The sequence below is a fragment of the Mucilaginibacter roseus genome (genome assembly GCF_021215455.1).
Taxonomy (GTDB): domain Bacteria; phylum Bacteroidota; class Bacteroidia; order Sphingobacteriales; family Sphingobacteriaceae; genus Mucilaginibacter; species Mucilaginibacter roseus.
Window position 1 is genome coordinate 309,839 of record NZ_JAJPWV010000005.1, and the last position, 26,658, is coordinate 336,496.

The 26,658-nt window shown below is 44.3% G+C and carries 21 protein-coding genes, 1 tRNA gene and 1 pseudogene; 13 read left to right on the forward strand and 10 right to left on the reverse strand.

The window, feature by feature from the left end:
* Positions 1 to 52: 52 nt before the first annotated feature.
* The 3 genes from LT679_RS16530 to LT679_RS16540 form a co-directional block, all read right to left on the reverse strand.
* Positions 53 to 565, reverse strand: coding sequence for a GNAT family N-acetyltransferase (locus LT679_RS16530; RefSeq protein ID WP_232178779.1), 513 nt, complete (start codon positions 563 to 565; stop codon positions 53 to 55).
* Positions 566 to 601: 36 nt separating this feature from the next.
* On the reverse strand, positions 602 to 1,378 hold the full coding sequence (locus LT679_RS16535; protein WP_232178780.1) for an SDR family NAD(P)-dependent oxidoreductase: 777 nt from the start codon (positions 1,376 to 1,378) through the stop codon (positions 602 to 604).
* A 76-nt stretch (positions 1,379 to 1,454) separates the two neighbouring features.
* Entirely contained in the window at positions 1,455 to 2,669 is a 1,215-nt protein-coding gene (locus LT679_RS16540; RefSeq protein WP_232178781.1) for an MFS transporter, read from the reverse strand.
* A 130-nt stretch (positions 2,670 to 2,799) separates the two neighbouring features.
* Here LT679_RS16540 and LT679_RS16545 point away from each other — a divergent pair, with 130 nt between their 5' ends.
* Positions 2,800 to 3,015, forward strand: a complete 216-nt coding sequence (locus LT679_RS16545; protein WP_232178782.1) for a helix-turn-helix domain-containing protein — start codon at positions 2,800 to 2,802, stop codon at positions 3,013 to 3,015.
* Positions 3,016 to 3,133: 118 nt separating this feature from the next.
* Here the strand turns inward: LT679_RS16545 and LT679_RS16550 are convergent, their stop codons facing one another.
* The 4 genes from LT679_RS16550 to LT679_RS16565 form a co-directional block, all read right to left on the reverse strand.
* Entirely contained in the window at positions 3,134 to 4,549 is a 1,416-nt protein-coding gene (locus LT679_RS16550) for an efflux transporter outer membrane subunit (protein WP_232178783.1), read from the reverse strand.
* 16 nt (positions 4,550 to 4,565) lie between these two features.
* The gene (locus LT679_RS16555) at positions 4,566 to 7,745 is read right to left on the reverse strand and encodes an efflux RND transporter permease subunit (protein ID WP_232178784.1); all 3,180 of its coding nucleotides are present in this window, start codon (positions 7,743 to 7,745) and stop codon (positions 4,566 to 4,568) included.
* 81 nt (positions 7,746 to 7,826) lie between these two features.
* Positions 7,827 to 9,008, reverse strand: coding sequence for an efflux RND transporter periplasmic adaptor subunit (locus tag LT679_RS16560; protein WP_232178785.1), 1,182 nt, complete (start codon positions 9,006 to 9,008; stop codon positions 7,827 to 7,829).
* A 117-nt stretch (positions 9,009 to 9,125) separates the two neighbouring features.
* Positions 9,126 to 9,725: a TetR/AcrR family transcriptional regulator gene (locus LT679_RS16565; protein WP_232178786.1), complete on the reverse strand. Its 600-nt coding sequence runs from the start codon at positions 9,723 to 9,725 to the stop codon at positions 9,126 to 9,128.
* Positions 9,726 to 9,941: 216 nt separating this feature from the next.
* Between LT679_RS16565 and LT679_RS16570 the strand changes: the two genes are divergently transcribed.
* From LT679_RS16570 to LT679_RS16590, 5 genes are all read left to right on the forward strand, one after another.
* Entirely contained in the window at positions 9,942 to 11,252 is a 1,311-nt protein-coding gene (locus tag LT679_RS16570; protein ID WP_232178787.1) for a M16 family metallopeptidase, read from the forward strand.
* Positions 11,253 to 11,255: 3 nt separating this feature from the next.
* Positions 11,256 to 12,647 carry a M16 family metallopeptidase gene (locus LT679_RS16575; protein WP_232178788.1) on the forward strand — a complete coding sequence of 464 codons (1,392 nt, stop codon included), beginning with the start codon at positions 11,256 to 11,258 and terminating at the stop codon, positions 12,645 to 12,647.
* Positions 12,648 to 12,725: 78 nt separating this feature from the next.
* Positions 12,726 to 12,798: transfer RNA gene (locus LT679_RS16580), tRNA-Lys, on the forward strand.
* 238 nt (positions 12,799 to 13,036) lie between these two features.
* Entirely contained in the window at positions 13,037 to 13,744 is a 708-nt protein-coding gene (locus tag LT679_RS16585) for a hypothetical protein (protein WP_232178789.1), read from the forward strand.
* 21 nt (positions 13,745 to 13,765) lie between these two features.
* The gene (locus LT679_RS16590) at positions 13,766 to 14,932 is read left to right on the forward strand and encodes a hypothetical protein (RefSeq protein WP_232178790.1); all 1,167 of its coding nucleotides are present in this window, start codon (positions 13,766 to 13,768) and stop codon (positions 14,930 to 14,932) included.
* A 69-nt stretch (positions 14,933 to 15,001) separates the two neighbouring features.
* Here the strand turns inward: LT679_RS16590 and LT679_RS16595 are convergent, their stop codons facing one another.
* The 3 genes from LT679_RS16595 to LT679_RS16605 all read right to left on the reverse strand — a co-directional run bounded on the left by LT679_RS16595 (position 15,002) and on the right by LT679_RS16605 (position 18,193).
* Complete coding sequence (locus LT679_RS16595; RefSeq protein ID WP_232178791.1) at positions 15,002 to 15,757, reverse strand: SGNH/GDSL hydrolase family protein; 756 nt, start codon at positions 15,755 to 15,757, stop codon at positions 15,002 to 15,004.
* Positions 15,758 to 15,867: 110 nt separating this feature from the next.
* Positions 15,868 to 17,388, reverse strand: coding sequence for a PepSY domain-containing protein (locus LT679_RS16600; RefSeq protein ID WP_232178792.1), 1,521 nt, complete (start codon positions 17,386 to 17,388; stop codon positions 15,868 to 15,870).
* Between the two features lie 97 nt (positions 17,389 to 17,485).
* Complete coding sequence (locus LT679_RS16605) at positions 17,486 to 18,193, reverse strand: adenylate/guanylate cyclase domain-containing protein (protein WP_232178793.1); 708 nt, start codon at positions 18,191 to 18,193, stop codon at positions 17,486 to 17,488.
* Between the two features lie 270 nt (positions 18,194 to 18,463).
* Here LT679_RS16605 and LT679_RS16610 point away from each other — a divergent pair, with 270 nt between their 5' ends.
* The 7 genes and pseudogenes from LT679_RS16610 to LT679_RS16640 all read left to right on the forward strand — a co-directional run bounded on the left by LT679_RS16610 (position 18,464) and on the right by LT679_RS16640 (position 26,489).
* The gene (locus tag LT679_RS16610; RefSeq protein WP_262909324.1) at positions 18,464 to 19,690 is read left to right on the forward strand and encodes a DUF2264 domain-containing protein; all 1,227 of its coding nucleotides are present in this window, start codon (positions 18,464 to 18,466) and stop codon (positions 19,688 to 19,690) included.
* A gap of 3 nt (positions 19,691 to 19,693) precedes the next feature.
* Positions 19,694 to 21,015: pseudogene (locus tag LT679_RS16615) on the forward strand (BNR repeat-containing protein).
* Complete coding sequence (locus LT679_RS16620) at positions 21,012 to 22,205, forward strand: glycoside hydrolase family 88 protein (protein ID WP_232178795.1); 1,194 nt, start codon at positions 21,012 to 21,014, stop codon at positions 22,203 to 22,205. The pseudogene LT679_RS16615 and the gene LT679_RS16620 overlap by 4 nt, the downstream one beginning before the upstream one ends.
* Positions 22,206 to 22,209: 4 nt before the next feature.
* Positions 22,210 to 23,388, forward strand: coding sequence for a DUF4861 family protein (locus tag LT679_RS16625; RefSeq protein ID WP_232178796.1), 1,179 nt, complete (start codon positions 22,210 to 22,212; stop codon positions 23,386 to 23,388).
* Positions 23,389 to 23,419: 31 nt separating this feature from the next.
* Entirely contained in the window at positions 23,420 to 24,256 is an 837-nt protein-coding gene (gene kduI, locus LT679_RS16630; protein ID WP_232178797.1) for a 5-dehydro-4-deoxy-D-glucuronate isomerase, read from the forward strand.
* Positions 24,257 to 24,266: 10 nt separating this feature from the next.
* Positions 24,267 to 25,049 (forward strand): gluconate 5-dehydrogenase, encoded by a 783-nt coding sequence (locus LT679_RS16635; protein WP_232178798.1) that lies wholly within the window; start codon positions 24,267 to 24,269, stop codon positions 25,047 to 25,049.
* Positions 25,050 to 25,103: 54 nt separating this feature from the next.
* Positions 25,104 to 26,489 carry an MFS transporter gene (locus LT679_RS16640; protein WP_232178799.1) on the forward strand — a complete coding sequence of 462 codons (1,386 nt, stop codon included), beginning with the start codon at positions 25,104 to 25,106 and terminating at the stop codon, positions 26,487 to 26,489.
* Positions 26,490 to 26,658 lie beyond the last annotated feature (169 nt).

Sequence of the window (26,658 nt, forward strand, 5' to 3'; positions counted from 1 at the left end):
TAGCAGCAAAAGTAATGTTTTTTTATTGCTCAGGATAACGCTTATTAGCAGGCTATCTGGCTATACCGTAAAGCTGCAGCAATTGCGTATCGCCATCCATGTAAAATTCTTTTTCTAATGTAAAGCCCAGCTTCAGCAATAACGCTCCCGAACGGATATTTTCAGGAATGGTAATAGCAACGATCCGTCTCAAATTAAAATCGTTCCAACCTTTATTTAATACGGCTCCGGCGGCTTCAAGCGCGTAACCTTTGCCCGTATATTCTTTAAACAAAGCGTAGCCGATGTCTAGATCCTCAAGCTCATTACGCTTGATCAGCCCGCACAAACCGATGGGCGTATTATCAGATTTTAAGGTAACAGCCCACAAACCAAGGCCATATTGGGCGTAGCTGTGTATTGGCCCTTGCAGATACCTTTCAGCATCAGCAAGGTTGTGCACATCGCGGTCGCCTACATTGGTTAGCCATTCGGGTGTGTTTACTAATACCAGTATAAATTCGGCATCAGCTAAGGTAAGTTCGCGCAAAATCAGGCGTTCAGTCTCAATAATTATATTGGCCATTACACAGCCAATATAATTATTATAAACTGTTATAAGTTACGCACCCTGCCCTAAATTTATCATCAGGCCGCCATCCATAGCGTAGGTTGAGCCGGTTACGTAATTTGCCGCCGGCGATGCCAGGAACAGAGCTACCTGCGCAATCTCTTCAGGCTTACCGGCGCGCTTAGCGGGTATATGCGATGTAGCTTCTTTCAGTTGCTCCGGGTCATCCATCGCCTTTTGGTTCATCGGCGTAAGTATCATGCCCGGGGCGATATTGTTAACCGTGGTACCGCTTTCGGCAAGTTCGAGCGCAAGCGAACGGGTAAAGTTACGCAGGGCGCCTTTCGAGGCATTGTAATCGGCATTGCCTGGGGTCGCTATTTCCTCGTGAATGGATGATATATTGATGATCTTGCCCTTAATATTGCTTTTTTGCAGATGCTGAACGAACTTACGGCTGGTAAAAAACGGACCATAAACATTGGTGCGAATGCAGGTATCAAACGTCTTGGTATCCATTTCGGCAACCTTTGTGTTTGAGCCGTTTACCGCGGCGTTATTCACCAATATATCAAGCCCGCCAAGCTCGGTAATAATTTGATCGATGGCCTCGTTTACCTTTTCTTCCTCTGTTACGTCGAGTTTTAAGGATAGCGCTTTAACGCCATGTTCCTCAATGCGTGTTTTGGTTTCCTTTGCACCCTCTTCGTCAGAGCGGTAACAAATAGCTACTGATGCGCCTTCCTTTGCAAAAGCTATGGCGGTTGCACGACCAATGCCTGAATCGGCACCCGTTATAAAAGCTACTTTTGATTGTAAAATGCCCATATTTTTTTCGGTTGATGTTTTAAACAAAAACCTCACCGGGCAAAAATGTTTTGAGTAATAATTAAATTAACACCTATCAGCCATTGTGCGGCGTATAAAATGGCGTGCGTTTCCAAACTATCATATACAGCAGTGCCAATAAAGCAATTGCCGCGCAGATGAATAAGCTAATCGGGATGCGCGCCAGTACGTCCTGATAATAGGTGCCAGCCAGCAAAGCGCCTAAGCCGATACCAGCTTCCAGTGAGATGTACATTGTTGCAACGGCCTTGCCCCGGTATTGCGGGTCGCTAAGGTCAACCGTCCAGGCGTTAATAGCCGGCGAGGCAATGCCCGAACCAATGCCGAATAAAACCGCGCCTGTTAATAGCATAAATGGTGTACTGCCAAATCCTGAAACCAGTAATGAAACCGCTATGATAGCAATACCCGCGCGGATAACATTAACGCGGCCATGCCTGTCAGACACTTTGCCGGCTACGAAACGGATCAGCAGAGAGGCTATGGTAAACACCATAAAGAACATCCCCTTATTAGCGATACCGATATGTTGAGACCAATCTGGAATTACGGTTAATATTGCGCCGTATGGCATATAGGATATTAGCGTCACTACGCCTGCCGGAATCACCCGGCGGTCAATAATGTCATTCTTAGAGATACGGAAAAGCGAAAAGCTGAATGGCTTTTTATCCTTAAGCGTTTCTTTCATATTCATCAGTATGATGATTGACATCAGCGCCAGGGCAGATGAAGAGTAAAACAAAACGTCTATCGAAAAATGTAACGTTATAGCGCTGCCGATTGCAGGCCCAATAGCCATGCCGGTACTAAAGCATAACCCATGTATGCCCAGCGCCTCGCCCCATCGGCTTTGCGGTATTACATCAGCCACATAGGCTGCGGTAGCCGTAGGCTTAAACCCGGTTGAAAACCCGTGGATCAACCGCAAAAACAAAAAACCACTTACGCTGCCTAACACAGGGTACAAAAACCCGCAAACAAAACATACGATGGAACCCACTGCCATTATGGGTACACGGCCTATGGTGTCAGTAAACTTACCGCTAAACGGGCGCGATATGCCAGCGGTTAAAGTAAACAATGCGATGATCAGTCCCTTATATTCCGCCCCACCCAAGCTGCTCAGATACGCAGGCAATTCAGGTATCAGCATGTTAAAACTTGCCGAAAAAAGCAGGGAGCTCAGGCAAAGCAAACAAAATTGTAAGGTGTAAATACTTTTAGCGGGCTGGGTTTCGGCGTTTACCGTTTCCGTATCATCATTCATCGTCGGCGGCAAAGATAGGCCTTTTTGAAGAATGGGCGTGTAACAAGCCGGCTGTATTAATTATTATGCAAACGTTCAAACTGTTAGCCTGAATATTACGTAATTGTTAATATCCAATAAAACCTATTTTATGTTTTCAGTAAACCAAATGATATCGGCCAACATCCGGAAGGTACGTAAAGCGCGTAATTTTTCGCAGGATTATGTAGCCATGAAGGCCAGGATATCACAAAATGCCTACAGTAAAATTGAGCTTGGCTATTCAAAGATCAGCCTTGAACGATTTTTTCTGATCGCTGACGCGCTCGGGGTTGACTACGCGCAACTCATTCAGCCGAACGATTAATTAACCCCTTACGTGTAAGTAAATTATGTTCATAGTTTACTTACACGTTTTTTCAAAACAAAAAACCGGCTGCACAATTAAGTGCAAACCGGCTTTCACTAAATACTAAGTTTTTTTATTATTGCCAGCCTCCGCCTAATGAGCGGTAAAGCTCAACAACGGCGCCTAACTGCTGGCGCTGTATGGATGCCAGGTTAAGCTGGGCTTGTAAAGCGTTGGTTTGCGCGGTAATTACTTCCAGGTAATTGGCCATGTCGCTTTTAAATAATAAGCGCGCGTTTTTTACCGCCTGGTTCAGGGTATCAACCTGGCCGGTAGCAATTTGCCTTTGCTGCTGCAATTTTTGATTTTGCACCAGGGCATTGCTTACCTCGCCTACTGCGTTCAACACCGATTGCCTGAACTGCAATACCGCTTGCTCGCGTTGAATTTTAGCGACCTCGTATTGTGTTTTCAAGGTACGGTTTCTGAAGATAGGCTGTAATACCGTACCTGTAGCCAAACCAAATAATGAACCCGGGATATTAAACCAATTGCTTGATTTAAATGACTGCAAGCCGCCCTGTGCCGTAATGGTAAGCGACGGGTACATATTAGCCTGCGCCACCCCAACCTGCGCGTTTGATGATACCAACGCCATCTCGCTCGAGCGCACATCGGGCCTGCGACTTAGTAAGGCGGCTGGTAAACCAGCGTTAAGCGAGGTTGGCAGCTCTGCGGTTTCAATGCCTTTGTTACGTGCTATCGCGCCGGGTAACTGGCCGGTCAATATCTGTAACGCATTTTCTTGTATAGTGATGCTTTGTTCAAGCTGCGGAATTAGCAGCGCCGTTGTTTGACGTTGCGCATCAGCCTGCTGAACAGCCAGCAGGTTAACCTCGCCTGCATTCTTCAGCAGGCGAGTTAAGTTAACCGTACTGTCGCTAAGACTTAGGTTTTGTTTGGCGATGGTCAACTGTTTGTCCAGCATCAGCAGGTTGTAATAACCTTGTGCTATATCGGCAACCAGTTGTGTTTGTACCGCCTTTGTAGCTTCGTACGTTTGCAGGTATTGCGCCATGATGGATTCCTTTTGCCTGCGGATCTTGCCCCAGGTATCCAGCTCCCATGATAGCAACAGGCTGGCGTTATAATCTTCAATGTGCTTGCTTCCTAAAAAGCTGCTCGCACTAAGGCCGTTCAAGCTATTGTCTGACGGGCGGTTGTACTGCCCGGTTACCTGCAAATTCAATTGGGGTAATAACGATAGCTTGGCCTGTTTTACCTGTTGTTGGGCAATATCAATACGTTTAACCGCTATTTGCAGGTTATAATTGTATTTAATACCCTTATCAATTAAGCCCTGCAAAGTAGTATCAGTAAAAAACTGCTTCCACTGTATGTTAGCAATGCTACTGGTATCGGCATAGCTTACACCGGCAAATTTTTCGGGAAGCTGCACCGTTGGGCGCTGGTAGTTTTTACCTGCCTTACAAGCGTTCAGGGTTAACGCTATCAGCATTGCGGCATATATAATTAAACTATTCTTTTTCATGATGATATATGATGGATCAGGCGTTTTCAAGTTGAACTTGTTGATTGGCTTTTACTTCAGTTTTCTTTTTACCACCGCTCAGTTTTTCCTGCAAGGCCTGGAAGATGACGAACAACACCGGGATAACAAATACACCCAGTATAACACCGGTAAGCATCCCTCCTACGGCACCTGCGCCAATACTGTGGTTACCCAGGGCTGATGCACCTTTGGCCCTCATCAGCGGGATCAAACCTACGATGAATGCGAACGAGGTCATCAATATCGGGCGAAGCCTTAATTGAGATGCTTCAAGAGCAGCCTCAACTAAACCCATGCCTGCTTTACGGCGTTGAACAGCGTACTCTACAATCAGGATGGCGTTTTTAGCTAATAAACCGATGAGCATGATCAAACACACCTGTACGTAGATGTTATTATCAATGCCCAGCATGTTGATGAAGAGCATTACACCGAATATACCCAGCGGTATGGTCAGTATAACCGCCAGCGGCAGTATATAACTTTCGTACTGCGCAGCCAGCAGGAAGTACACGAATATCATACTCATGACGAAAATGAGCAGTATTTGCGAGCCGGCGTTGATCTCCTCACGGGTCATGCCTGTCCACTCGTAACCAAAACCGCGTGGCAATGCTTGTTTAGCTGTTTCTTCAACGGCTTTAATAGCGTCGCCTGTACTGTAGCCGGGCTTAGGCACACCGTTAATAGTTACGGCGTTAAACAGGTTATTACGTGTTACCGTTTCGGGGCCATAAACGCGTTTTAATTTAACCACCGAGTTAACCGGCACCATTTCGCCTTGATTGTTTTTTACAAATATGTTGTTGAGCGATTGCGGGTTGGTACGATAAGCGGCATCAGCCTGCACCATTACACGGTAGTATTTACCAAAGCGGTTAAAATCGCTTACAAAGCTACTACCGTAGTACACTTGCAGCGTTTGCAATAAGTCCTTGACCTGCACACCTAACTGGCGGGCCTTGGCATTGTCAACATCCAGTTGATATTGCGGATTACCGGCAGCAAACGTGGTGAAGGCGTAGGCAATCTCTTTACGTTGCATCAAGGCACCTAAAAATGCCTTGGTGGTTGAATCCAACTTACCCATGGTACCGTTGGTTCTGTCCTGCAACATCATTTCAAAACCGTTTACGTTACCAAAACCCTGTACCGTTGGGAAAGTGAAGAAGAACGCGCTTGCGCCTTTAACCTGCGCGGCAACTTTTTGAGTCATCATGGCGGTGATCTGGTTCAAATCTTTCACTTCACCACGATCATCTTCAGCCTTCATGCGGATGAAACCGGCACCGTAAGATGAAGCGTTGGCGTTGGTGATAAAGTTCAAACCTTCTACCTGGTAATGGTTCTGCGTGATCGGATCTTTCTTTACAATATCATCAATCTCCTTCATCGCTTTACGGGTTTGCTCCAATGAGTTACCCGGAGGGGTATTTACAGCATAAAGCAAGAAGCCTTGATCCTCTGTAGGAATGAAGCCGGATGGCGTACGTTTGATCATGACAAAAGTAACCGCGGCCACTAATGCCAAACCTGATACTGCTACCCATTTGCGTTTGATCAGGAACTGAATCGATTTGATATACTTGCCTGTAAGCGCGTTAAAGCCTGTATTGAATGCGGCAAAGAAACGACCAACAAAGCCTTTACGCTCTGTATGACCATGTTCGCCTTCGGCATGCGGGTTTTTTAGGAATAAGGCAGTAAGTGCCGGACTAAGCGTTAAAGCGTTCAATGCCGAGATCAGGATCGCGATAGCCAGGGTAAAAGCGAACTGGCGATAAAACACACCCGCCGGGCCCTGCATAAAGCCTACCGGTACGAATACCGCCGCCATTACCAATGTTATGGATACGATAGCGCCTGAGATTTCGCTCATGGATTCGATGGTCGCCGTTTTAGCGTCCTGCCCCGTATGTTCCATTTTGGCGTGGACCGCCTCAACCACCACAATGGCGTCATCCACCACAATACCTATGGCGAGTACCAATGCGAATAAGGTGAGCAGGTTGATACTGAAACCAAACAGCCCCATGAAGAAGAAAGTACCCACAATAGCCACCGGAACAGCAATAGCCGGAATTAAGGTAGAGCGGAAATCCTGCAAGAAGATGAACACCACAATAAATACCAGCACGAATGCTTCAATAAGCGTATGTTGTACCTGCTCAATAGAGGCATCCAAAAATTCCTTGGTATTGTACATTACCACCGGCTCAATGCCTTTTGGTAACGTGGTTGAGAATTCATCCAGCAAACGTTTTGCTTCTGTTAAGATGTCGTTAGCGTTTGAGCCTGCTGTTTGGAAGATAGCCACACCTGATGTAGCGCTACCATTAAGCACACTGTTTGATGAGTAAGTGTAAGAGCCGAACTCCACACGGGCAACGTCCTGTAAGCGGATGGTTGATCCATCGGCATTGGCTTTGATCACGATGTTCTCGTAATCTTTCACCTTGTTCAGCTTGCCTTTGTATTTTAACACGTATTCAAAAACTTCCTTACTGCTCTCGCCCATACGGCCCGGAGCGGCTTCTAAGCTTTGATCCTGGATAGCATTAGTTACATCGGCAGGAGCAAGATTGTAAGCGGTTAAACGATCAGGTTTTAGCCAGATACGCATTGAGTAATCGTGCGTACCGAAAGGCTGCGCCTGGCCCACACCGGGAATACGTTGCAACTGCGGTATCAGGTTGATTTTGATATAGTTCTGCAAAAAGGTTTCGTTGTACGATGTATCCTTACTGGCCAGCGCCACGAACATAATGATACTATTTTGCACCTTTTGGGTTGATACACCGGTTTGTACGGCTTCCTGCGGTATCTGGCTCAAGGCTTTCGATACGCGGTTTTGTACGTTAACGGCGGCAATATCCGGATCGGTACCCTGTTTAAAATAAACGTTCAGGGTCATGGAGCCGTCGTTACTGGAGTTTGAGGTCATGTAGGTCATGTTCTCCACACCGTTCACGGCTTCCTCAATAGGCGTGGCAACCGAACGTGCAACCACCTCGGCGTTTGCACCCGGATAGGATGCGGTTACCTGTACCGTTGGTGGCGCGATATCAGGAAACTGTGTGATAGGTAAACCTAACAGCGATACGATCCCCAGCAAGAGCAGAAGTATGGAGATCACTGTTGAAAGGACGGGCCTTTCTATAAACTTTTTAAGCATGATAGTGGTATTAAGTACCTCCCGGCGCTTACCGGGAATACAGTTAATAAGGTATTATGTATTTAGAATGAACTATTTAGCTTACAGCGCTGCTGTTTTCAGCACACTATCTGCAGGCAATACCTGTGGTTTGATCTGTACGCCATCGCGCAACCTGTCAATACCCTTGTAAACAATTTTATCACCGGCTTTAAGGCCTTTTGATACCAGGTAAAAGTGACCGCTTGTGCCGGTAACCGTTAGTGGCGTACCTACTACTTTATTGCTATCGGTAAGCGCGTAAACAAACACTTTATCCTGCAATTCAAAGGTAGCCTCCTGCGGTACCAGCAAAGAGTTGCTGGTTACGCTCGGTATGCGTATTTTACCGGTATTACCAGAACGTAACAGGCCACTATTGTTGGCAAAAGTGGCCCTGAAGCTGATGGTACCGTTTGTTTTATCAAACTGACCTTTAGCCAGTTCCACCTTACCTTTTTGCGGATAGATGTTGTTATCGGCTAATAATAATTCTACTTCAGGCAGGTGTTTGATCTTGTCTTCAATAGTGTTACCGGCATAGTGTTCCTTAAAGTTGATAAAGTCAACCTCGCTCATGGTAAAGTAAGCGTGAACCGCTTTATTTTCTGATAGTACAGTTAATGGCTCGGTTTGCACCTTGCCTACCAAGCTACCGGTTTTAAAAGGAATACTGCCTACATAGCCATCGGCGGGCGCGGTAACGCTGGTGTAGTCTAAATTGATTTTGGCTGATTCAACCTGAGCCTGGGCCTGGGCAACATTCGCTTTAGCGGCATTGTAAGCTGCTTTTGCCGAACGTAGCTGCACATCAGACACCACATTATTTTCAACCAGCGGCGTTAGTTTGCTTACATTGATGGATGCTGTTTCAAGCGATGCCTGGGCTGAAAGCAACATGGCTTTAGCCGTGTTCAGTTGCTCGCGGAACGGGCGTGCATCAATTTTAAAAAGTGTTTGACCTTTGTGTACCTGTGCGCCCTCGTCAACATAAATAGCTTCAAGGTAGCCATCAACCTGCGGACGGATCTCAATATCACGGCTACCTTCAAGCGATGCGGTGTATTCGCTATAAGTGGTAACCGGCTTGCTTTCAACAGCTACTACCGGAAGCTCCTGTGGTGGCGGCGCACCCGCGCCCGGCGTTGATGAACTGCAACTGCTATATAAAACCAAGGCGGCAATGGACACAAAAAGTGGCACATTTTGCCTTATTGAAAGAATAGATTTGCTTAGCGTTTTCATGTAATTTATATGTTTAGCGTGTATGAATACTTGTATATGAAGTCTTATTATTAAATGTTTAAACATTGTTATATTTCCTAACAGTGTTAGGTATAGCTCGAAAAAATTTTGGAACCGCTACTGCAAATTTTTTGTGAAGCCTGCTATGGCGTCATCCAAAACCATTTTATTAAGTTCATCGTCAATGGAGGAATTGCCGGTGATCTTGATCGAAATTAAGCCGTGCATTACTGACCAGAATGTGTGGTACTTCAGGCAGGAATTAATATCAGTGCGTTTGCTTTTTTTGATAAGCGCCTCTATCGGCTCCATCACCAAAGCCCTGAATTTTTCCTGCTCGGGCATGGCCTTGCTTATTTCGCAACACTGCATTCCTATGCCAAACATTAACTGGTAGAGCTGTATGTTGTTGATGCCAAAGTCCCAGTAAGCATCAGCCATCGCCCTGATCTGTTCTGCCGGATCATCGTGGGCGTCTTTCGCCTCGATCATCTTTTTGGAGAGTTTACGAAAACCCTTTTTTGCAAATTCAAGATATATGGCTTCTTTATTTTCAAAATGGTCATAAATAACAGGCACGCTGTATTCAATGGCATCGGCTATTTTGCGAATAGATAATGCACCCCATCCGTCTTTTTCAACCATTTGCCATGCAGCACAAATAATATCATGCTTCACCTCTTCCTTCTGCCGCTGCCTGCGCTCTAATATTCCCATTGTGTTATAATGTACAACCTAACAGTGTTAGCAAAGGTAACATTGTTTTAATTGATTATGCAAGAGTTTGCAACGGCCAAGGTACAGTTATTATAAACGCATGACAAATGTGGCTCTGTTTTTAACATATCCGCAGCATTTATATGGTATTTGTTAACACATCTATAAAATCATCGGTCAACAGGTTATATTGCACAACTATTATTAACCCACTTCATGAAACGATTTTTACCCGCTGTTCTGATGGCCATCAGTTCATTTGCTTTTGGGCAAAGCAAACCGGCCGACGTGAACACCTTTACCCTTGCCAACGGCATGAAATTTTTGGTGATGGAAGACAGCTCCATTCCCAACGCCAACATGTACCTGTTTTACCGCGTAGGCTCGCGCAACGAGTACCCGGGCATTACCGGCCTCTCCCACTTTTTTGAACACATGATGTTTAACGGCTCCAAAAAATTCGGCCCTAAACAGTTTGATAACACCATGGAGTTTAACGGGGGTGCCAACAATGCTTACACTACGCAAAATGTGACGGTATATACCGACTGGTTTCCCGCATCGGCCATGGAAACCATGTTTGACCTGGAGAGCGACCGCATTGCCAACCTTACCATCGACCCTAAAATGGTGCAGAGTGAGCGCGGCGTGGTATCGTCAGAAAAAAGTACTGGGTTGGAGAATAGTCCGTGGGAACAATTGAGCGAACTGATCTACTCAACTGCCTTTACCGAACACTCGTACCACTGGCCGGTTATTGGCTACCAAACCGATATTGACAACTGGACCAAGGAAGATTTGGAACGTTATTTCCGCACCTATTACGCCCCTAATAACTGCGTGGTGGTAATATGCGGCAATGTTAAAACAGCCGATGTAAAAAAACTGGCTGATAAATATATGGCTCCTATCCCGGCACAACCAGCACCACCGGTAGTTCACCTGAAAGAGCCGGAACAGCTTGGAGAACGTCGTGTGGAATTCAAAAAAGACCTGCCGGTACCTTACCTGCTGATGGGTTACCATACCCCTGCCGCGCGCGATAGTGATTACTATGCCCTGAGCATTTTGAGCGATATCTTATCAAGCGGTAATTCATCCAGATTATACTCGGCCATAGTTGATAAAAAACAACTGGCTACCAGCATATCATCCAGCTTTGACGAGAGCTTTGACCCGGGCTTGTTTATGATCTACGGCGTAGTTGCGAAAACATCCAATGAAACAGCGGTTGAAAAAGCTATTGACGAGGAGTTAAGTAAGGTAATTGAACAAGGCGTAACAGAACGTGAGTTGCAAAAGGTGAAAAACCAAAAGCTGGTACAACTTTACAGGCAACTGGAAACCATTAACGGTAAGGCCAACTCGCTTGGTACTTATGAATTATTTTTCGGCGATTATAAAAAGCTGTTTGATGCCCCTGCCGAATTTAACAAGGTTACTGCCGCCGATATTAAACGCGTGGCAGCCAAGTATCTTAAACAAACCAACCGTACCGTCGGTGTAGCCAAATCAACCGTAAAATAAACCATGAGAGCGATATTTAAACATACTATATATGCGCTGCTTTTTCTGGCAGTAACTATTACCGCCCAGGCGCAATCGGCATTTAAGGTGCCGCCTTACCAAAAATTTACACTGCCTAACGGTCTTACCGTTTACCTGATGGAACAGCACGAAATACCGCTGATCAGCGTATCAGCCGTGTTGCCTGCCGGTGCCATTTACGATGGCGATAAGCATGGCTTGGCATCATTAACCGCTGCCGGTTTGCAATACGGCACCAAAAGTTTCACCAAGAACCAGATAGAAGAAGAATTGGATTTTGTTGGTGCCGACTTAGGCTCATACGCCACTAAAGAGTATGCCTCACTGAGTGCTAAATTCGCCGCTAAAAATACTGACAAGGTTTTGGCGATTGTGAGCGAGGTACTAACTGCGCCAACCTTCCCGGCTGTTGAATTTGACAAGGAGAAGGAACGCGTACTGGCCCGATTGGATCAGGCTAAACAAAGTCCGCGACAAGTGATCAACGCTTATTGGGATAACTTTATTTATGGCAACCATGTGTACAGCAACAGCACCAGCGGCAGCCCGGTAACGGTGGGAAAACTTACCACTGCCGATTTGAAAACCTTTTATGCTAATAACTACATTCCGCAACGCTCAGCCATTGCTGTGGTGGGCGATTTTAAGGCTGCTGATATGAAGCAAAAGCTGACCAAATACTTCGGCAAGTGGAACAACAAAGGCGCTGCGCAGATCGGCGTACCTGCAACGGTAACAGCTCCAACCGAAGCCCGTGTTTTACTGGTTAACAAGGATGATGCCCGCGAAACCACCTTTTTAATCGGAGGCCTGGGCATTAAGCGCGACAACCCGGATTACGTAGCTATCGACGTGGTAAACACCCTTTTTGGCGCACGCTTTACCTCGATGCTGAATGACGAACTGCGGGTAAATTCCGGACTGACTTACGGCGCACGCAGCAGCTTTAACCCGTTGAAAAATTCGGGTACCTTTTATATTTCGACATTTACGGCTACCAAGACCACCGAAGCCGCAATTGATAAGGCGCTTGAAGTATTAAACCGTCTGCATGAAAAAGGGCTGGATGAAAAATCGCTCACCTCGGCAAAAAATTATGTAAAGGGACTATTTCCGCCGAAATATGAAACCTCCGGACAGTTGGCTGATTTGCTGACGCAGATGTATTGGTACGGCTTCACAGAATCATACATTAATGATTTTCAGGCCAATGTTGATAAGCTCGACCTGGCCCGCTCAAAGGAGATAATTGCCAAATACTTCCCAAAAGATAAGCTACAGTTTGTGCTGGTAGGCAAATCGGCCGATATAAAGAAGGTGGCGGAGAAATACGGCAAAGTCACCGAAAAGCAAATTAAGGCGGATGGTTTTTAACATTGCCTTAAATTTTAAGAAATAAATCGTTTATTTGCGGTGCCCAAAAAATCGGGCACCCTTATAAACATTTATAACGACTCCGTAGCTCAGTTGGTAGAGCAACAGACTCTTAATCTGTGGGTCCTGAGTTCGAGCCTCAGCGGGGTCACTGAAATTCAAAAACGCTTCTGATGACATTAGAGGCGTTTTTTATTAAAATTCATTTTAATATTATCCTATAATATTTAACCCTACATTGCTTTACCGGTAACCAATATGTTGATTTTCAACAATTCGCGTTATACTGTGGAAAAAAATCCAATCATATACTAAAAAAATTAGGATTTAATCTATTTATATTTGTGGTATCCTAATAGATTAAAAGACAATTGGTTATAGTAGATAAGATGATTATTAAAGAAAATCCAGTGATCACGATAATATCGCTTAGTAAATACATCACTTCCGATAGTAGAAAAAAAGAGTCTATCCTCAAAAAACTAAAGTTTTCCCAAACGCCCAATTTCGCAAGATATGCAAGCCCAAAATCTGCTATTCATCAGTATCTGAAAGATAAAGAAAGAAATATAGAAATTTTTGAGGATTGGTTAAGAAAGGAGCAATCTAAAGTAGTTGAAGGAGCATATAAAGTTAGTGATCAAAAATGCTGCATCGAATCGTTACAGATACTAAAAAACTATGGTGTACAATTCTTTTCTCCTTATAATGAACACTATTCAAAATGGCGTTTAAAAAAGCAATTTACTCATATTTTTGCTGAAGGGGTTGATGTATCGCTTTCGCCAGATTTTGCTATATATAATACAACAACTAACGAATTAAGTGGGTTTATAAAACTTCAGTTTTCAAAAGATAAACGAGAACGATTAACCTATGGGCAGGGACAACTCATTACAGGCTTAATTAAAGAGCATTTACAAGAACAATTTGAAACAACATTAAATAGGAGACTATGTATCGTTATCGATGTATTTTCTAAAAAAGTAATTATTGCTCCCGAAGATATTACTTGGGAAAAAGACCGACCGAAATTAATAGCCGCTTATAAGGAAATTGCTACTGTATGGCCTTTATTACAACCTAAAGCTGCATGACAGAAATCATACTAATTATCTATGAATTTACAGAAACTAAGTAATGACTTCTTAAATAATCTTTATTTAAAAAGCAAAAATAATTACTCAGAGGGTTACGATGCAACTCAAATTAATCAACTCACCGGTATCAACCAAACTGAATCAAAGAATGTACAAACCTATTTAAATTCCAAACATTTAATAGAACTTGGGAAATATAAAAACGATTTTAACATTTATATCACTTCTGATGGTATTGACCATCTTCTTAAACTGAAAGAGAATAAAATCCTTAATATAATTAGGTTTTATAACGTTGTTCATGTTCCGTCTGGAGGCAGAGCAGCAGCGCAGTTTTTATACTATTATAATATTATAGACGAAAGTGATAATGTCAAATATTATAAGATAATGGTCATAATTTCCGATGTATTATGTATAAATTGGGGTTATCCTTTTTGGAGTCAAAACCCTGATAGAGATTATCCCAATCTGATTAAAATTTTGTTGCAATATGCAAAAGATAGAATTATTGAAAAGCTGAAAGAAGGCACGTTGGAGGAGTTCGAAGAATTACTAATGTTATCGACTGGATATCCACACTCCCCCCCTTATAACCCCGAAAATTTAGTTACTACTGAACAAGCTGAATATGAAATCGAAATCGGTCAAAAAAGTATCAGTCAGGAAATTAAAGAAAATAAATTGGCCGCTTCAATAATTGAAACAAGAGATGTTGTTAACGCCGTGTTCTATAACAAACATAAAGCAAAGCTTTTGATGTTAAACGAAGAAAGAAATTTATTGGATTTTTTTAAACCTGCCAATACAGAAGAAGAGTTTTCACATAGAATTGCTTCTTTCGGTGAAGTTTCCAGAAATCTTAATATTGATATATTAAGAAAAATAACCGGAGTAACCGACTCTCAACAGAAATCAATACAATTACTAAATTTATTTTTTGAACAGAATAGTATTAACGGAAACAAAATAGTCGAAACACTTAAACAAATTGGTAGGATAAGACAAGGTTATCCTGTTCATACTGATATTACTGGAGTAATTGCAGGGTTAGCTTACTTCAAAATCAACTATCCTATTCAAAGCTATGAGGATGCTTGGCTTATATTATTGAATGAATATTTAGTTACTTTAAAACTACTTTATAAGATCTTAGGTAATTTATATTTAGTAGAATCAAAATAGACATACTCTTTAACTGCCGCCACGTATTCTTTATTAATATCTTTTTTTATTGCATCTAACATACTTCAATCACACCAACCCCAACCCCTTAGTCGCTTTCAACCATTCCCTCGCCATTAGTTCATGTCCGGCGGGCATGGGGTGTACGCCGTCCCATATCCAGTAATCGGCTGGGGCTTTTTTCAGGGCATCGTTAAAGGCTTGCTGGTAGGGCACGAATATGGCATTGAACTCACGGGCTAATTGTCTGGCAACTTCGGCGCGCTTGCCGGTCTCGGTACGCCATTGATCCCACATCTTGTTCACCTTGGCCACATGCAGTACAAAGGGTTCGCCTATTACCAGCTTTACGTTGGGCAGGGCTTCGGTAGTTTGTTTCAGCAGGTTGCGGTAGTCGGTTTCAAAGTTGTCGGCGGTGAAGCCCTCCTGCCCGCGCAGCATGGCCAGCACGTCGTTCACGCCTACCAGTATGCTCAGTACATTGGGTTTAATGTCCAGCGTATCCGTTTGCCAGCGTTTAGCCAGGTCGACCACCTTGTTACCGCTCACGCCACGATTAAAAAAATGGAATTTGCGTTCAGGGTGATCAAACCACAAACGGCTGCTGATCAGGTAGGCATAGCCATGCCCCATTACGTGGTTCCAATCGTTATCGCGGGTGCGGTTTCCATCGGTTATGGAGTCACCCTGAAACAATATGTTCAGGTCTGTAGGCGCCTTCTTATCGGCAGGCTTATCCTCAGCTTTTATAATAGTTGGCAGTCCGGCCGCAGCTCCCAATAGAGCGGCACTTTTTAAAAATGATCGACGGGTTGCAGCACACATATCAGGGAAGTCTTATTAATTATACTTCCCGGAAAGATACGCTTTATATTGATACCGCTTTTTATACCAGCGTTATGATTTAATTAAACATTAATAAGTGTATTGCCATATTAAAATATGCTCAGTCCCATGTTAAAACATAGATGGTAAAACAAACCGTAAACCAACGCAAACGGTAACGACCAGGCCAGGTAACCCGGCCAAATGCGGCTGCGCTTACCAAAAGGGTAAAACAACAAGGCATAAATTATAAAACACACTACTGAAAGCACCAGGTTTACCTGTATCAAGGTTGTTAAAAAGGCCATAGCCGCCAATCCGGGCCGTATGGGTAGCCCGCTAATTAACCCGTAAAGTGTACCCATTAACACGGTGAACCCTATAAAGAGCAGGGCATATTTGAATCCCTTTTTTAAGCGCAAAATAAACGGTGTGTGCACCCCTGTTACACCATCTGTCGACTTACCCGCTAAAACAGCCACACGCAAATCAGATTTTTGTACAGGTTTATTCCGTTGTTTTTTAAAACGTGGCCACCAGATGGCGATGCCGCTTATAAACAATACCGCAGGCATCAGCCCACCCAATAAAGCGAGTATCTGCGTGGGCAAACCGCCAAAGGTGCCATAATGCAGCGGGGCCAGCCAGCTAAGATATGCGTTGCCAACTTCCGGAAAATCGGTGCGGCTGTTTAGCAGGAGTTTACCGGTATATTGGTCGAGCAGAGCCATTTCGCGTTTACCACTTCGGGGCAAACCTTCACTCAACATATCAAAGCGGTAACTGGCAGTGGTATCCTTAGGTACGGCATAGCCCAAAACTTTAGCGCCGGGCATTGCTGCTTCAGCATTTTTTACCAGCTCAGTGAGTGGCATGGGTTTAACGCCTGCCTGGTAGTGCGATTTTGCACCAAGCAACTGCTGCACACCCTGTGGGCTCTCGCCCGAGCACAGAAACAACATCGGGATAACAACAACCGAAAAGGTGATACAAACCCCGGTGAGCGCCAACACAAACACCACCGGCGAGCTATATAGCCCTACCACCCGGTGCAGGTCGTAATTTTGGCGTTTAAGGCTTGCGCGCCGTTTAATTAAAAGCGCCACTTTGAGTTGCTTTAACTTTTGAGGCACCCATAACCTTAAACCGCTGGCTGTAAGTATCAGTAAACAAATGGCTGCCAAACCCACAATATAGCGGCCTGCTACGGGTATAAGCAACGTACGGTGCAGTTCGGTAACTATACCAACAAAGCCCGAATCATGTTTTCTGATGCCGCAGATACTGCCGGTATATGGGTTGATAAATATTTCTTGTTCTGTAGCGGCGTTATACGCTTCGTAAGTAGCTGTAGCCTTGGTATCGTCTGCTGCTAAGTAACTTATTTTATAAGCGGGGTGCTCTTGCTGAAAGCGCGGCAGCAAAATGGCAGGCGGAATTTTATGCCCGCTTGGTTTTACTACAAACAATTGCGGATTGAGCGCAGCGTCTATCTCTTCCCTAAAAACCAATATGCTGCCGGTAACGCCAACAAACGCTATGATAAAACCGGCAATAATGCCTAAATAAACATGCCACTTACCAAACCAACGCTTTTGATGTGACGCCCAGGAAGATTTATTATCGCTCATTTAGATGACAAGGAGATTAACGTTATTTAGACTTATTAAAAATTAAGTACAAATAAAGCATTAATACATCTACTTGTCAATAAACTTTAGCTAATTATTACCCGGCGATAGCCAGCAGGTAATCCATATCTATATCGGATGCCGGCAAAATGTTTTGAGCGGCATAAGGTTTACCTGCCAAACGTACTTGCTGGCCATGGGCTATGCCCTGTAAACGAACGGTTTGCTGGTTAAACTGTGTACCGGCGGTTTCCAGATGAACAAAGGCATCTTCTGATATCAGCAGGTCATTGTTCAACTCTTTGGTCTTAGCTTGTAACCGGGCGGCTATGTTTACAGGCAAGCCCATTACTGATAACTGTGCAGGCGCATCAAGGCCAAATTCACCTACGTAAACTTTGCCTGAGTGTATGCCTACTCCTACCTCTAGTGGGTTGCCATAATAAGGCACTGCGTAGGCATCGTTAAATAACTCAATGGTTTGAAACATGGTACGCGCCGCCTGATAGGCGTTGTTAACCGCTTCACGTAAGTTGGTTTGCAAGCCAAATACAGCATACAGGTTATCGCCTGCAACTTCAACCACTTTACCGCTAAAATTTTTGATGATCTGATTAAAACCGGTGAACAACCTGCGCACCACCTGTATAACAGACTGTGCACTTTGCGACTCCATTAAACCCGTGAAGTTGCGAACATCCAGAAATAGGATGGCCAATTCTTGCTCTGTGTCCGCTACATCAGTTAAGGTAGGGATAATTGCCGGGCAGCAGCCTTGCAGCGCTAAGTTCAGATCGTTTTTCATAACCGTTTTGTTTGCTGTATACCTGTGATGACGCAAACCTCAGCAAAACATTTTAAACAAAACACACTATTTATAAAGCCTGATACCGGGCTGACGCAAAACAGACAATGCGATGGCAAAGTGATTTAAACCTTTTGACAAACCTGATCTACACGTTCCAAATTAAAGTGTTGTTTCAACAATAATTATTCAGATTTAATTTTAACTTGCCTTTGCATTTTAACCAATAGATAAGCTTTGCTTAAGCCTGATATTTAAATCTAATAATTTATGCGTGGCGTTTTATATACGTTAATCTTCTTATATGCACTATGCCAAACTGCCCTAACACAATCAAAAAACGGGGTTGCTGATCGCGAGTTATGGCTCCGGTATATGGATAAAGTCGCTCGGCCGGTCATGGAAAACCTTGCTGCCGATCGCTTAAAAGAAACTATGCCGGTTGAGTTTGCTGACAAGATCGATAGCCGGGAATCAAGGCAAAAAGTGGCTTACCTGGAAGCCTTTGGCCGTACGCTGTGCGGCATAGCGCCCTGGCTACAAACCGAAGGTGGTAGCATTACTGAACAAACGCTACGTAGCCAATACCGTAGCTGGGCGCTTAAAGCGGTGGAGAATGCGGTTAATCCGCAAACTAAGGATTATATGCAATGGCGCGGCGGGCAACCGCTGGTTGATGCATCTTTTGTGGCATATGCGCTAATACGCTGCCCCTGGCTCTGGCAAAATAGCAGCGAACAGGTAAAGCAACAAATTAGAGAAGCATTTATCCTGACCCGCGAAACCATCCCCGTTTACAGCAATTGGATTTTATTTAGCGGCATGATCGAGGCATTCTTTTGTAAGTACGATTTGGATTACGATGCCGTGCGGCTTGAGTATGCCATTCGCGAGTTTACACAACACTGGTATGTTGGCGACGGTATGTATTCCGACGGTATGCAATTCAATATGGATTATTACAACAGCATCGTAATCCATCCGTTTTTAAGTACAATTTTAGAGGTTTTAAACACTAAGGATAAACGCTATCAAAAAGAAAAGCAATTTGAGCTCGCAGCCGGACAGCGTTACGCGCAGATACAGGAACGCCTGATTAATACTGACGGCACCTACCCTGCCTTAGGCCGTTCAATTGTGTACCGGAGCGGCGTGTTTCATCACCTGGCGAATATTTCGCTTACAAAACAATTGCCTGATAATTTAAAAGCGGCGCAGGTAAGGTGCGCGCTTACAGCTGTTATTAAGAAAACGCTTACAGAAAGAAGTTTCAATAAAAAGGGCTGGCTCAACATAGGCTTATATGGCCAACAACCAAGCCTTGCCGACTTTTACATTACCACCGGCAGCCTTTACATAGCTTCTACCATCTTTTTACCGCTGGGCTTATCCGCTAATGACGAGTTCTGGACATCACCCGCCCAACCCTGGACGGCAGTTAAAATATGGACAGGCCAAAATACTGAAGCCGACCATGCGCTTGATCTTAAAAAATAATATATGAACAAGTCTTCCACTAAGCTTAAATATCTTTTTATAACCTTAATATTTAGCTTGATATGCGTTTTATGCCAAGCGCAAACAAGTACTATAGCTAGTGATGGCTGGGCGAATAACTCTATTAATACCGTAATCTTCCGTAAAAATTCACTGGTTAGCTTTAAGGGCGAACAGTTTGCCGCATATTATGATACCAGCCAGCATGTAGTATTGGCAAAGCGTAAGCTTGGATCTGCAAAATGGCAAGCTTTGCGTACACCATACACCGGTGACGCGGCCGACGCACATAAAAGCATCAGTATAATGGTTGATGGTGAAGGTTACCTCCATGTGGCCTGGGGACATCATGACGCGCCTTTGAATTACTGTAAAAGTATACGACCGGGCAGCCTTAAACTTGGAGAAAAAACACAAATGACCGGCGTTACTGAAAATTTGGTAAGCTATCCTGAATTTTACCGCTTGCCGAATGGCGATCTTTTATTCTTTTTTCGCAACGGCCATTCGGGTAATGGCAGCTTGGTTATCAACCGGTATGATATGAAGAACAAAAACTGGATCCGTATGCAAAACAACCTGATTGACGGTGAGGGGAAACGCAGCGCTTACTGGCAAACCTTTGTTGACGAGAAAGGCGTTATCACGTATCATGGGTATGGCGTGAAAGCCCGGATGTTGCCAGTAACCACGATATGTGTTATGCACGGTCTGGAGATGGCGGATTAACCTGGCAACGCTCCACGGGCGAAAAATATAACTTACCTATTACCGCCCCGGCCGCCGAATATGCCTGCCACATTCCGCAGCAAAGCCAGCTTATAAATCAAACCAGCATGTTTGCTGATTATAAAAGCAATCCGTACATTGCCACCTATTATTGTAAAAAAGGCGATCCTGTACCGCAATACCATATTATTTACTTGAACAAAGGCCGGTGGTTGGTTAAAAACCTCGGCTTCAGAAAAACGGCTTTTAGCCTCAACGGATTCGGTACAAAAAGCATCCCGATATCACGCCCGCAGATTGTTGCCTGGAACGCAAAAGGCAAACTTTCGGCAGCGCTTATATTCAGGGATGAAGAACGAGGTAGCAAAGCATCCATCGCGGTAACTGATAACATTGCCGGTAACAAGTGGCATGTGAAGGATATTACCGCGGCAACTGTTGGCTCGTGGGAACCTACTTACGATACGGAACTATGGAAAACTGAAAAACAACTACATCTATTTGTGCAAAATAACATTCAGGTTGATGGTGAAGGTAAGGCCGACGTGGCAGCGCAGCCCGTGAATGTTATCGAAATAAGCAATCTTCTGCAATGATAAAAAACCTGTACGTTACCGCGCTGTTAGCTACAACTACCATAGCAGCCCAGGCGCAATACAACCCGGTTAAAAATGCCGACGCTATTTTTAACGCTTCGGTAAAGCAATACCAGTTTTTGAGCGAAAAGGTGAAACCCGGGCAGTACCCCAAAACCTATCACGCCGATAATGATAAGCTTGAAACGAGCGGATCTGACTGGTGGTGCAGTGGTTTCTACCCGGGTACTTTACTTTACCTGGATGAGGCTGCCGGTGCACCTGCGCTTAAAGCTGAAGCGCTGGCTTTTTTGGAAGATCTGAAGAAAGAACAATACAATAAATCAACCCACGACCTTGGTTTTATGATGTATTGCAGCTTTGGCAATGCCGAACGGTTGAACCCCCAAAAGGAGTATGAAGACGTATTGATGCAAAGCGCAAAATCTTTGATAACACGCTATAATCCGGCAGCGAAGTGCATACGCTCATGGGATAGCTCTCCGTGGAACCATGCCAGTGCGGACGAGATGCCGGTGATTATAGATAACATGATGAACCTGGAACTGCTTTTTTGGGCAAGTAGGTTTAGTGGTGATGATACTTATAAAAACATTGCCATTAACCATGCGAATACAACCATGGCTAATCACTTCAGGCCTGATTACAGCTCGTACCACGAGGTAGTTTACAATACTAAAACAGGCAAGGTAACCAAGCGTATTACCAACCAGGGCGCTGCCGACAATTCCTCATGGGCGCGCGGGCAAGCTTGGGGACTTTATGGTTATACCGCTACATATCGCGATACAAAAGACAAAATATATCTGCAACAAGCCAACCGTATTGCCAACTATATTCTCACCTACCCTACCATGCCTAAAAACCTGATACCCTATTGGGATTACCAGGCACCGGGCATTCCTGATGCGTTGCATGATTCTTCGGCAGGCGCAATAACCGCTTCGGCACTTCTGGAGCTGAGCGGCTACGTAGATAAGAAGCTGGCAGAGAAATATATCGCGGCAGCAAAAACTATTTTAACCGCTCTTTCCGGTAAAGAATATTTTGCCGAGGTAGGTACTAACGGTGGCTTTTTATTGAAGCACGGCGTAGGCAACATGCCTAACAAAACAGAGATTGATGTGCCGCTTAGCTATGGCGATTATTATTTTATTGAAGCGCTTATGCGTTTAAAAAAACTAAAATAAGCGTATGAGATTAACCAAGTGCCTGCTGGTTGCCGCCACAATTTTTTCCTGTACATCTGCCTGCGCTCAGCAAGTACTCAACGTATCCGTTAGCAATACACAGGGCTTTGAAAGGCATGAAGTGGTTGGCATCGAAGTAAAAAAAGTTGCCACCTTGTTAAAGAAAAATCAACTACAGGATATCCGCATTAAAAGTAAGCAAACCGGAAAATCTGAAGCTATACAATGGGTAGACAATGACTCAGACGGCAAGCCTGATGAATTATTGTTTTTAGCTAAAGTTGGCGCTAACAGCAAGGCAGATTTCACTTTATGCTCAGATAAAAACTTAGCGCTACCGCAAAGCCAATTAATTGCCTACTCGCGTTTTGTACCCGAACGTACGGATGATTATGCCTGGGAAAACGACCGGGTGGCCTTCAGAACTTACGGGCCTGATGCACAGCGACGTACCGAACAGCACCTGGAAAACGGCACCTTGAGCAGCGGTATTGACCTTTGGCTGAAACGAACCACCGAACCGGTGATCAACAAATGGTATAAAGGTTACCTTACTGATCCCGGCTTTTACCATACCGATCATGGCGAGGGATATGACCCTTATCATGTAGGTGCGAGCCGCGGAACCGGCGGAACCGGTGTTTGGTATAATGACAGTCTGCTGGTGTCGAAAAACTTTGTCACACATAAAACTATAGCTGAAGGCCCGTTGCGCACAATATTTGAACTCAAGTATGCACCGTACGGTCCGTATTTGGTCGTCGAAACAAAGCGTATCTCTCTTGATGTGGGCAGCAATTTCAGCAAGTTCGTTATAACTTATCGGTCGCAAAAGCCACTGCCTAATTATACCGTCGGTATAAGCCTGCACAAAAATGAAGGTCAAACCGGTATCGATGAAAAAGCAGGTATCTTCAGTCATCACGAGCAAATAGACGGTATTTATATTGGCGAGGGATTAGTAATAGACCCTGAATTTGTTCAAAAAGCATTCGCTAATAAAAGTAAAACGCCGGATCAAAGTAATCTACTGGTGCTAACCAAACCATCGGGCAAAATAACCTACTACTCCGGCTTTGCCTGGCAAAAAAGCGGGCAGATACAAAATCGATCAGACTGGGAGGCTATGCTTAAAAAACAGGCTGAAATATTGTCGCATCCGCTAATCGTAACAATCAAATAATTTAAATACATCAACATATAAAAACAGCATAATGACTAAATCAGAATTCAGATACGCGCATCATCCGGAAGATGTGAAAACATATACTACCGAAAAACTGCGCGAACACTTTTTGATTCCGACCCTTTTTGAAGATGACACCATACGCCTGGTGTACACCATGTATGACAGATATATAGTTGGAGGTGCTTTTCCGGTTACCAAAGCTGTAGCTCTTGAAACAATTGATGAACTTAAGGCCGACTACTTTTTAGAGCGCCGGGAGCTGGGCATCATCAATGTTGGAGGCAAAGGTATTGTAAAAGTGGATGGTACCGTTTATGAATTATCAAAAAAAGAAGCCTTATATGTTGGCAAGGGCGTTAAAGAAGTGATATTTGAAAGGCCGGGAGACGAACAACCTTATTTTTATATCAACTCGGCACCGGCACATCATGCCTATCCAACTCAAAAAGTAAATAAGGATAATGCCGAGGTTATTGAATTAGGCGAGCAAAGAACAGCTAACCGTCGCACCTTAAATAAACTGATAGTAAACAGTATAGTAAAAACATGCCAGTTACAGATGGGGCTAACCGAACTGCACGAGGGCAACGTTTGGAATACCATGCCATCGCACACCCACACCCGCCGCATGGAAGCGTATTTTTATTTTGACCTTGCTGATGGGCAAACCGTGAGCCACTTTATGGGACAACCGCAGGAAACACGCCATATTTTTATGCAGAATCAACAGGCGGTAATTAGTCCGGAGTGGAGTATTCACTCGGGTTGTGGCACCAGCAATTACTCCTTTATATGGGGTATGGCCGGCGAAAACCTGGATTATGGCGATATGGATGGCGTGGCACCAAATGAACTCAAATAATAACGCAGACATGGAATTATTCAGCTTACGAGGTAAAACAGCACTGATAACCGGCGGCACACATGGCTTGGGTATGGCTATGGCAGAAGGGCTCGCACAAGCAGGCGCAAAATTGATTATCACCAGCACAACCCCGGCTAAACTTGCTGATGCCCTGGCACACTATGAAGCACAGGGTTTTGAAGCATCGGGCTATTTATTTGATGTGACAGATGAAGCCGCAGCTATTGAAAATGTGACTAAGATGGAAGCTGAGCATGGAGCCATTGACATACTGGTGAACAATGCAGGTATTATAAAGCGTGTGTTGGCTGTTGATATGCCGGTTGAGGATTTTAGGCGGGTGATAGACGTGGATCTGGTTGGCGCATTTATTATGAGCCGATTAGTAGCTAAGGGTATGATCAATCGCCGCAATGGGAAAATCATTAACATATGCTCGATGATGAGCGAGCTTGGGCGCACTAACGTTACTGCGTATGCAGCGGCAAAGGGCGGCCTAAAAATGCTTACCCGGAACCTGGCAACGGAATGGGCGCCTTACAACATACAGGTTAACGGCATAGGGCCGGGCTATTATGCTACAAGCCAAACCGCACCAATACGTGTTGACGGTAACCCTTTTAATGAATTTATCATCAGCCGGACACCGGCAGGCCGTTGGGGAGACCCGCAGGATCTGGCCGGAACGGCGATCTTTTTAGCATCCGAAGCAAGTAATTTTATAAACGGACAAATTATTTATGTTGACGGCGGACTATTAGCCACCATAGGAAAACCCGCTAACGAATGAGCTACGCCTTAATGTAAACAAACAACCAACTAACCAAAAACCGCCAATAAACCTATGTACCAAAAAGATATAAAGCCGGCCGGCAATTACCGCTGGACGATATGCGCACTGCTATTTGTAGCAACAACCATTAACTACCTCGACCGGCAGGTGCTCAGCCTGTTGCAACCTTATCTGGAAGAAAAATTTGGTTGGACAAACAGCGATTACGCCAACATCACCGCAGTTTTCCAATTTGCTTATGCGCTCAGTATGTTATTTGCCGGCCGTATTGTTGATTGGCTGGATACGAAATGGGGTTATGGTTGGGCTATTATCATCTGGTCGGTAGCAGCCATGATACATGCGTTTTCTATCCCTATCGGAGAAGCATTTAATTCATTGCTTGGACTGGCAGGTATATCTATTTTTTCAGTCTCCGTTGCCGGATTTATTGTGAGCCGCACGCTGCTTGCTTTTGGCGAGGCGGGTAACTTTCCGGCAGCAATTAAGGCTGTGGCAGAGTATTTCCCTAAAAAAGAACGGTCATTCGCGACGGGTATATTTAATTCAGGAGCTAACATTGGTGCTGTACTTGCACCGCTCACTATTCCATGGATATATGCTAACTGGGGATGGGAATCAGCATTTATTTTGGTAGGCGCGTTTGGCTTTTTATGGCTGATATTCTGGCTTATTTTTTACGAAAAACCGGAGAAGCAAAAACGGCTAACGAACGAAGAACTTCTTTACATTACAACTGACCGGGAAAACGTAGCACAATCCGAAAAACAACTTACCGATGTGTTGGAAAGTAAAATATCGTGGTTCAAATTGCTGGGATACAGGCAAACATGGGCTTTCATTTCAGGTAAGTTGCTTACCGATGGCGTATTCTGGTTCTTTTTATTTTGGCTCCCCGCTTATCTAAAAGCGCAATATAACATTGTTGGCGAAGGCGTGATGATACCTTTAGCAGCGGTTTACACGCTGAGTATGGTAGGCAGTGTTGCAGGTGGATGGTTACCTATGCACTTTATAAAGAAAGGGCACAATGTTTTTGAAGGCCGGGTAAAGGCTATGCTTGTTATTGCGATATTCCCGCTTGCCATTCTTGCAGCCCAGCCGTTAGGCCACATATCTTACTGGATACCTATCGTACTGATTGGTGTCGGTGCAGCAGCACATCAAGCCTGGAGCGCGAATATTTTCACAACGGTGAGCGATATGTTCCCCAAAAGGGCCATCGGTTCAGTGGTAGGGATGGGCGGTATGGCAGGCGGTTTGGGTGGTGTAGTAGTATCGAAAATCAGCGGCGCCCTATTTGACCATTATAAAGCATTAGGGCATATAGAAACGGGGTATACTATCGTATTTACGGCATCGGCAGTGGCTTATTTGATAGCCTGGAGTGTAATTAAAACTTTAGTGCCTAAATATAAGCCTGTAATACTAGATTGATTTTTGCAATTAATTCTATGTGCAATAATTTAGATGTAGATAATTATTGCTTGAATTTAAAGTTTCTGATGGGCTTAAATTAATAATCGTTGAGTAATGGGACTTCAGATATGATGTCATCGCTAAATTATAAAACGAACCTAAATAACCCGAATGTTATAAACGCAAA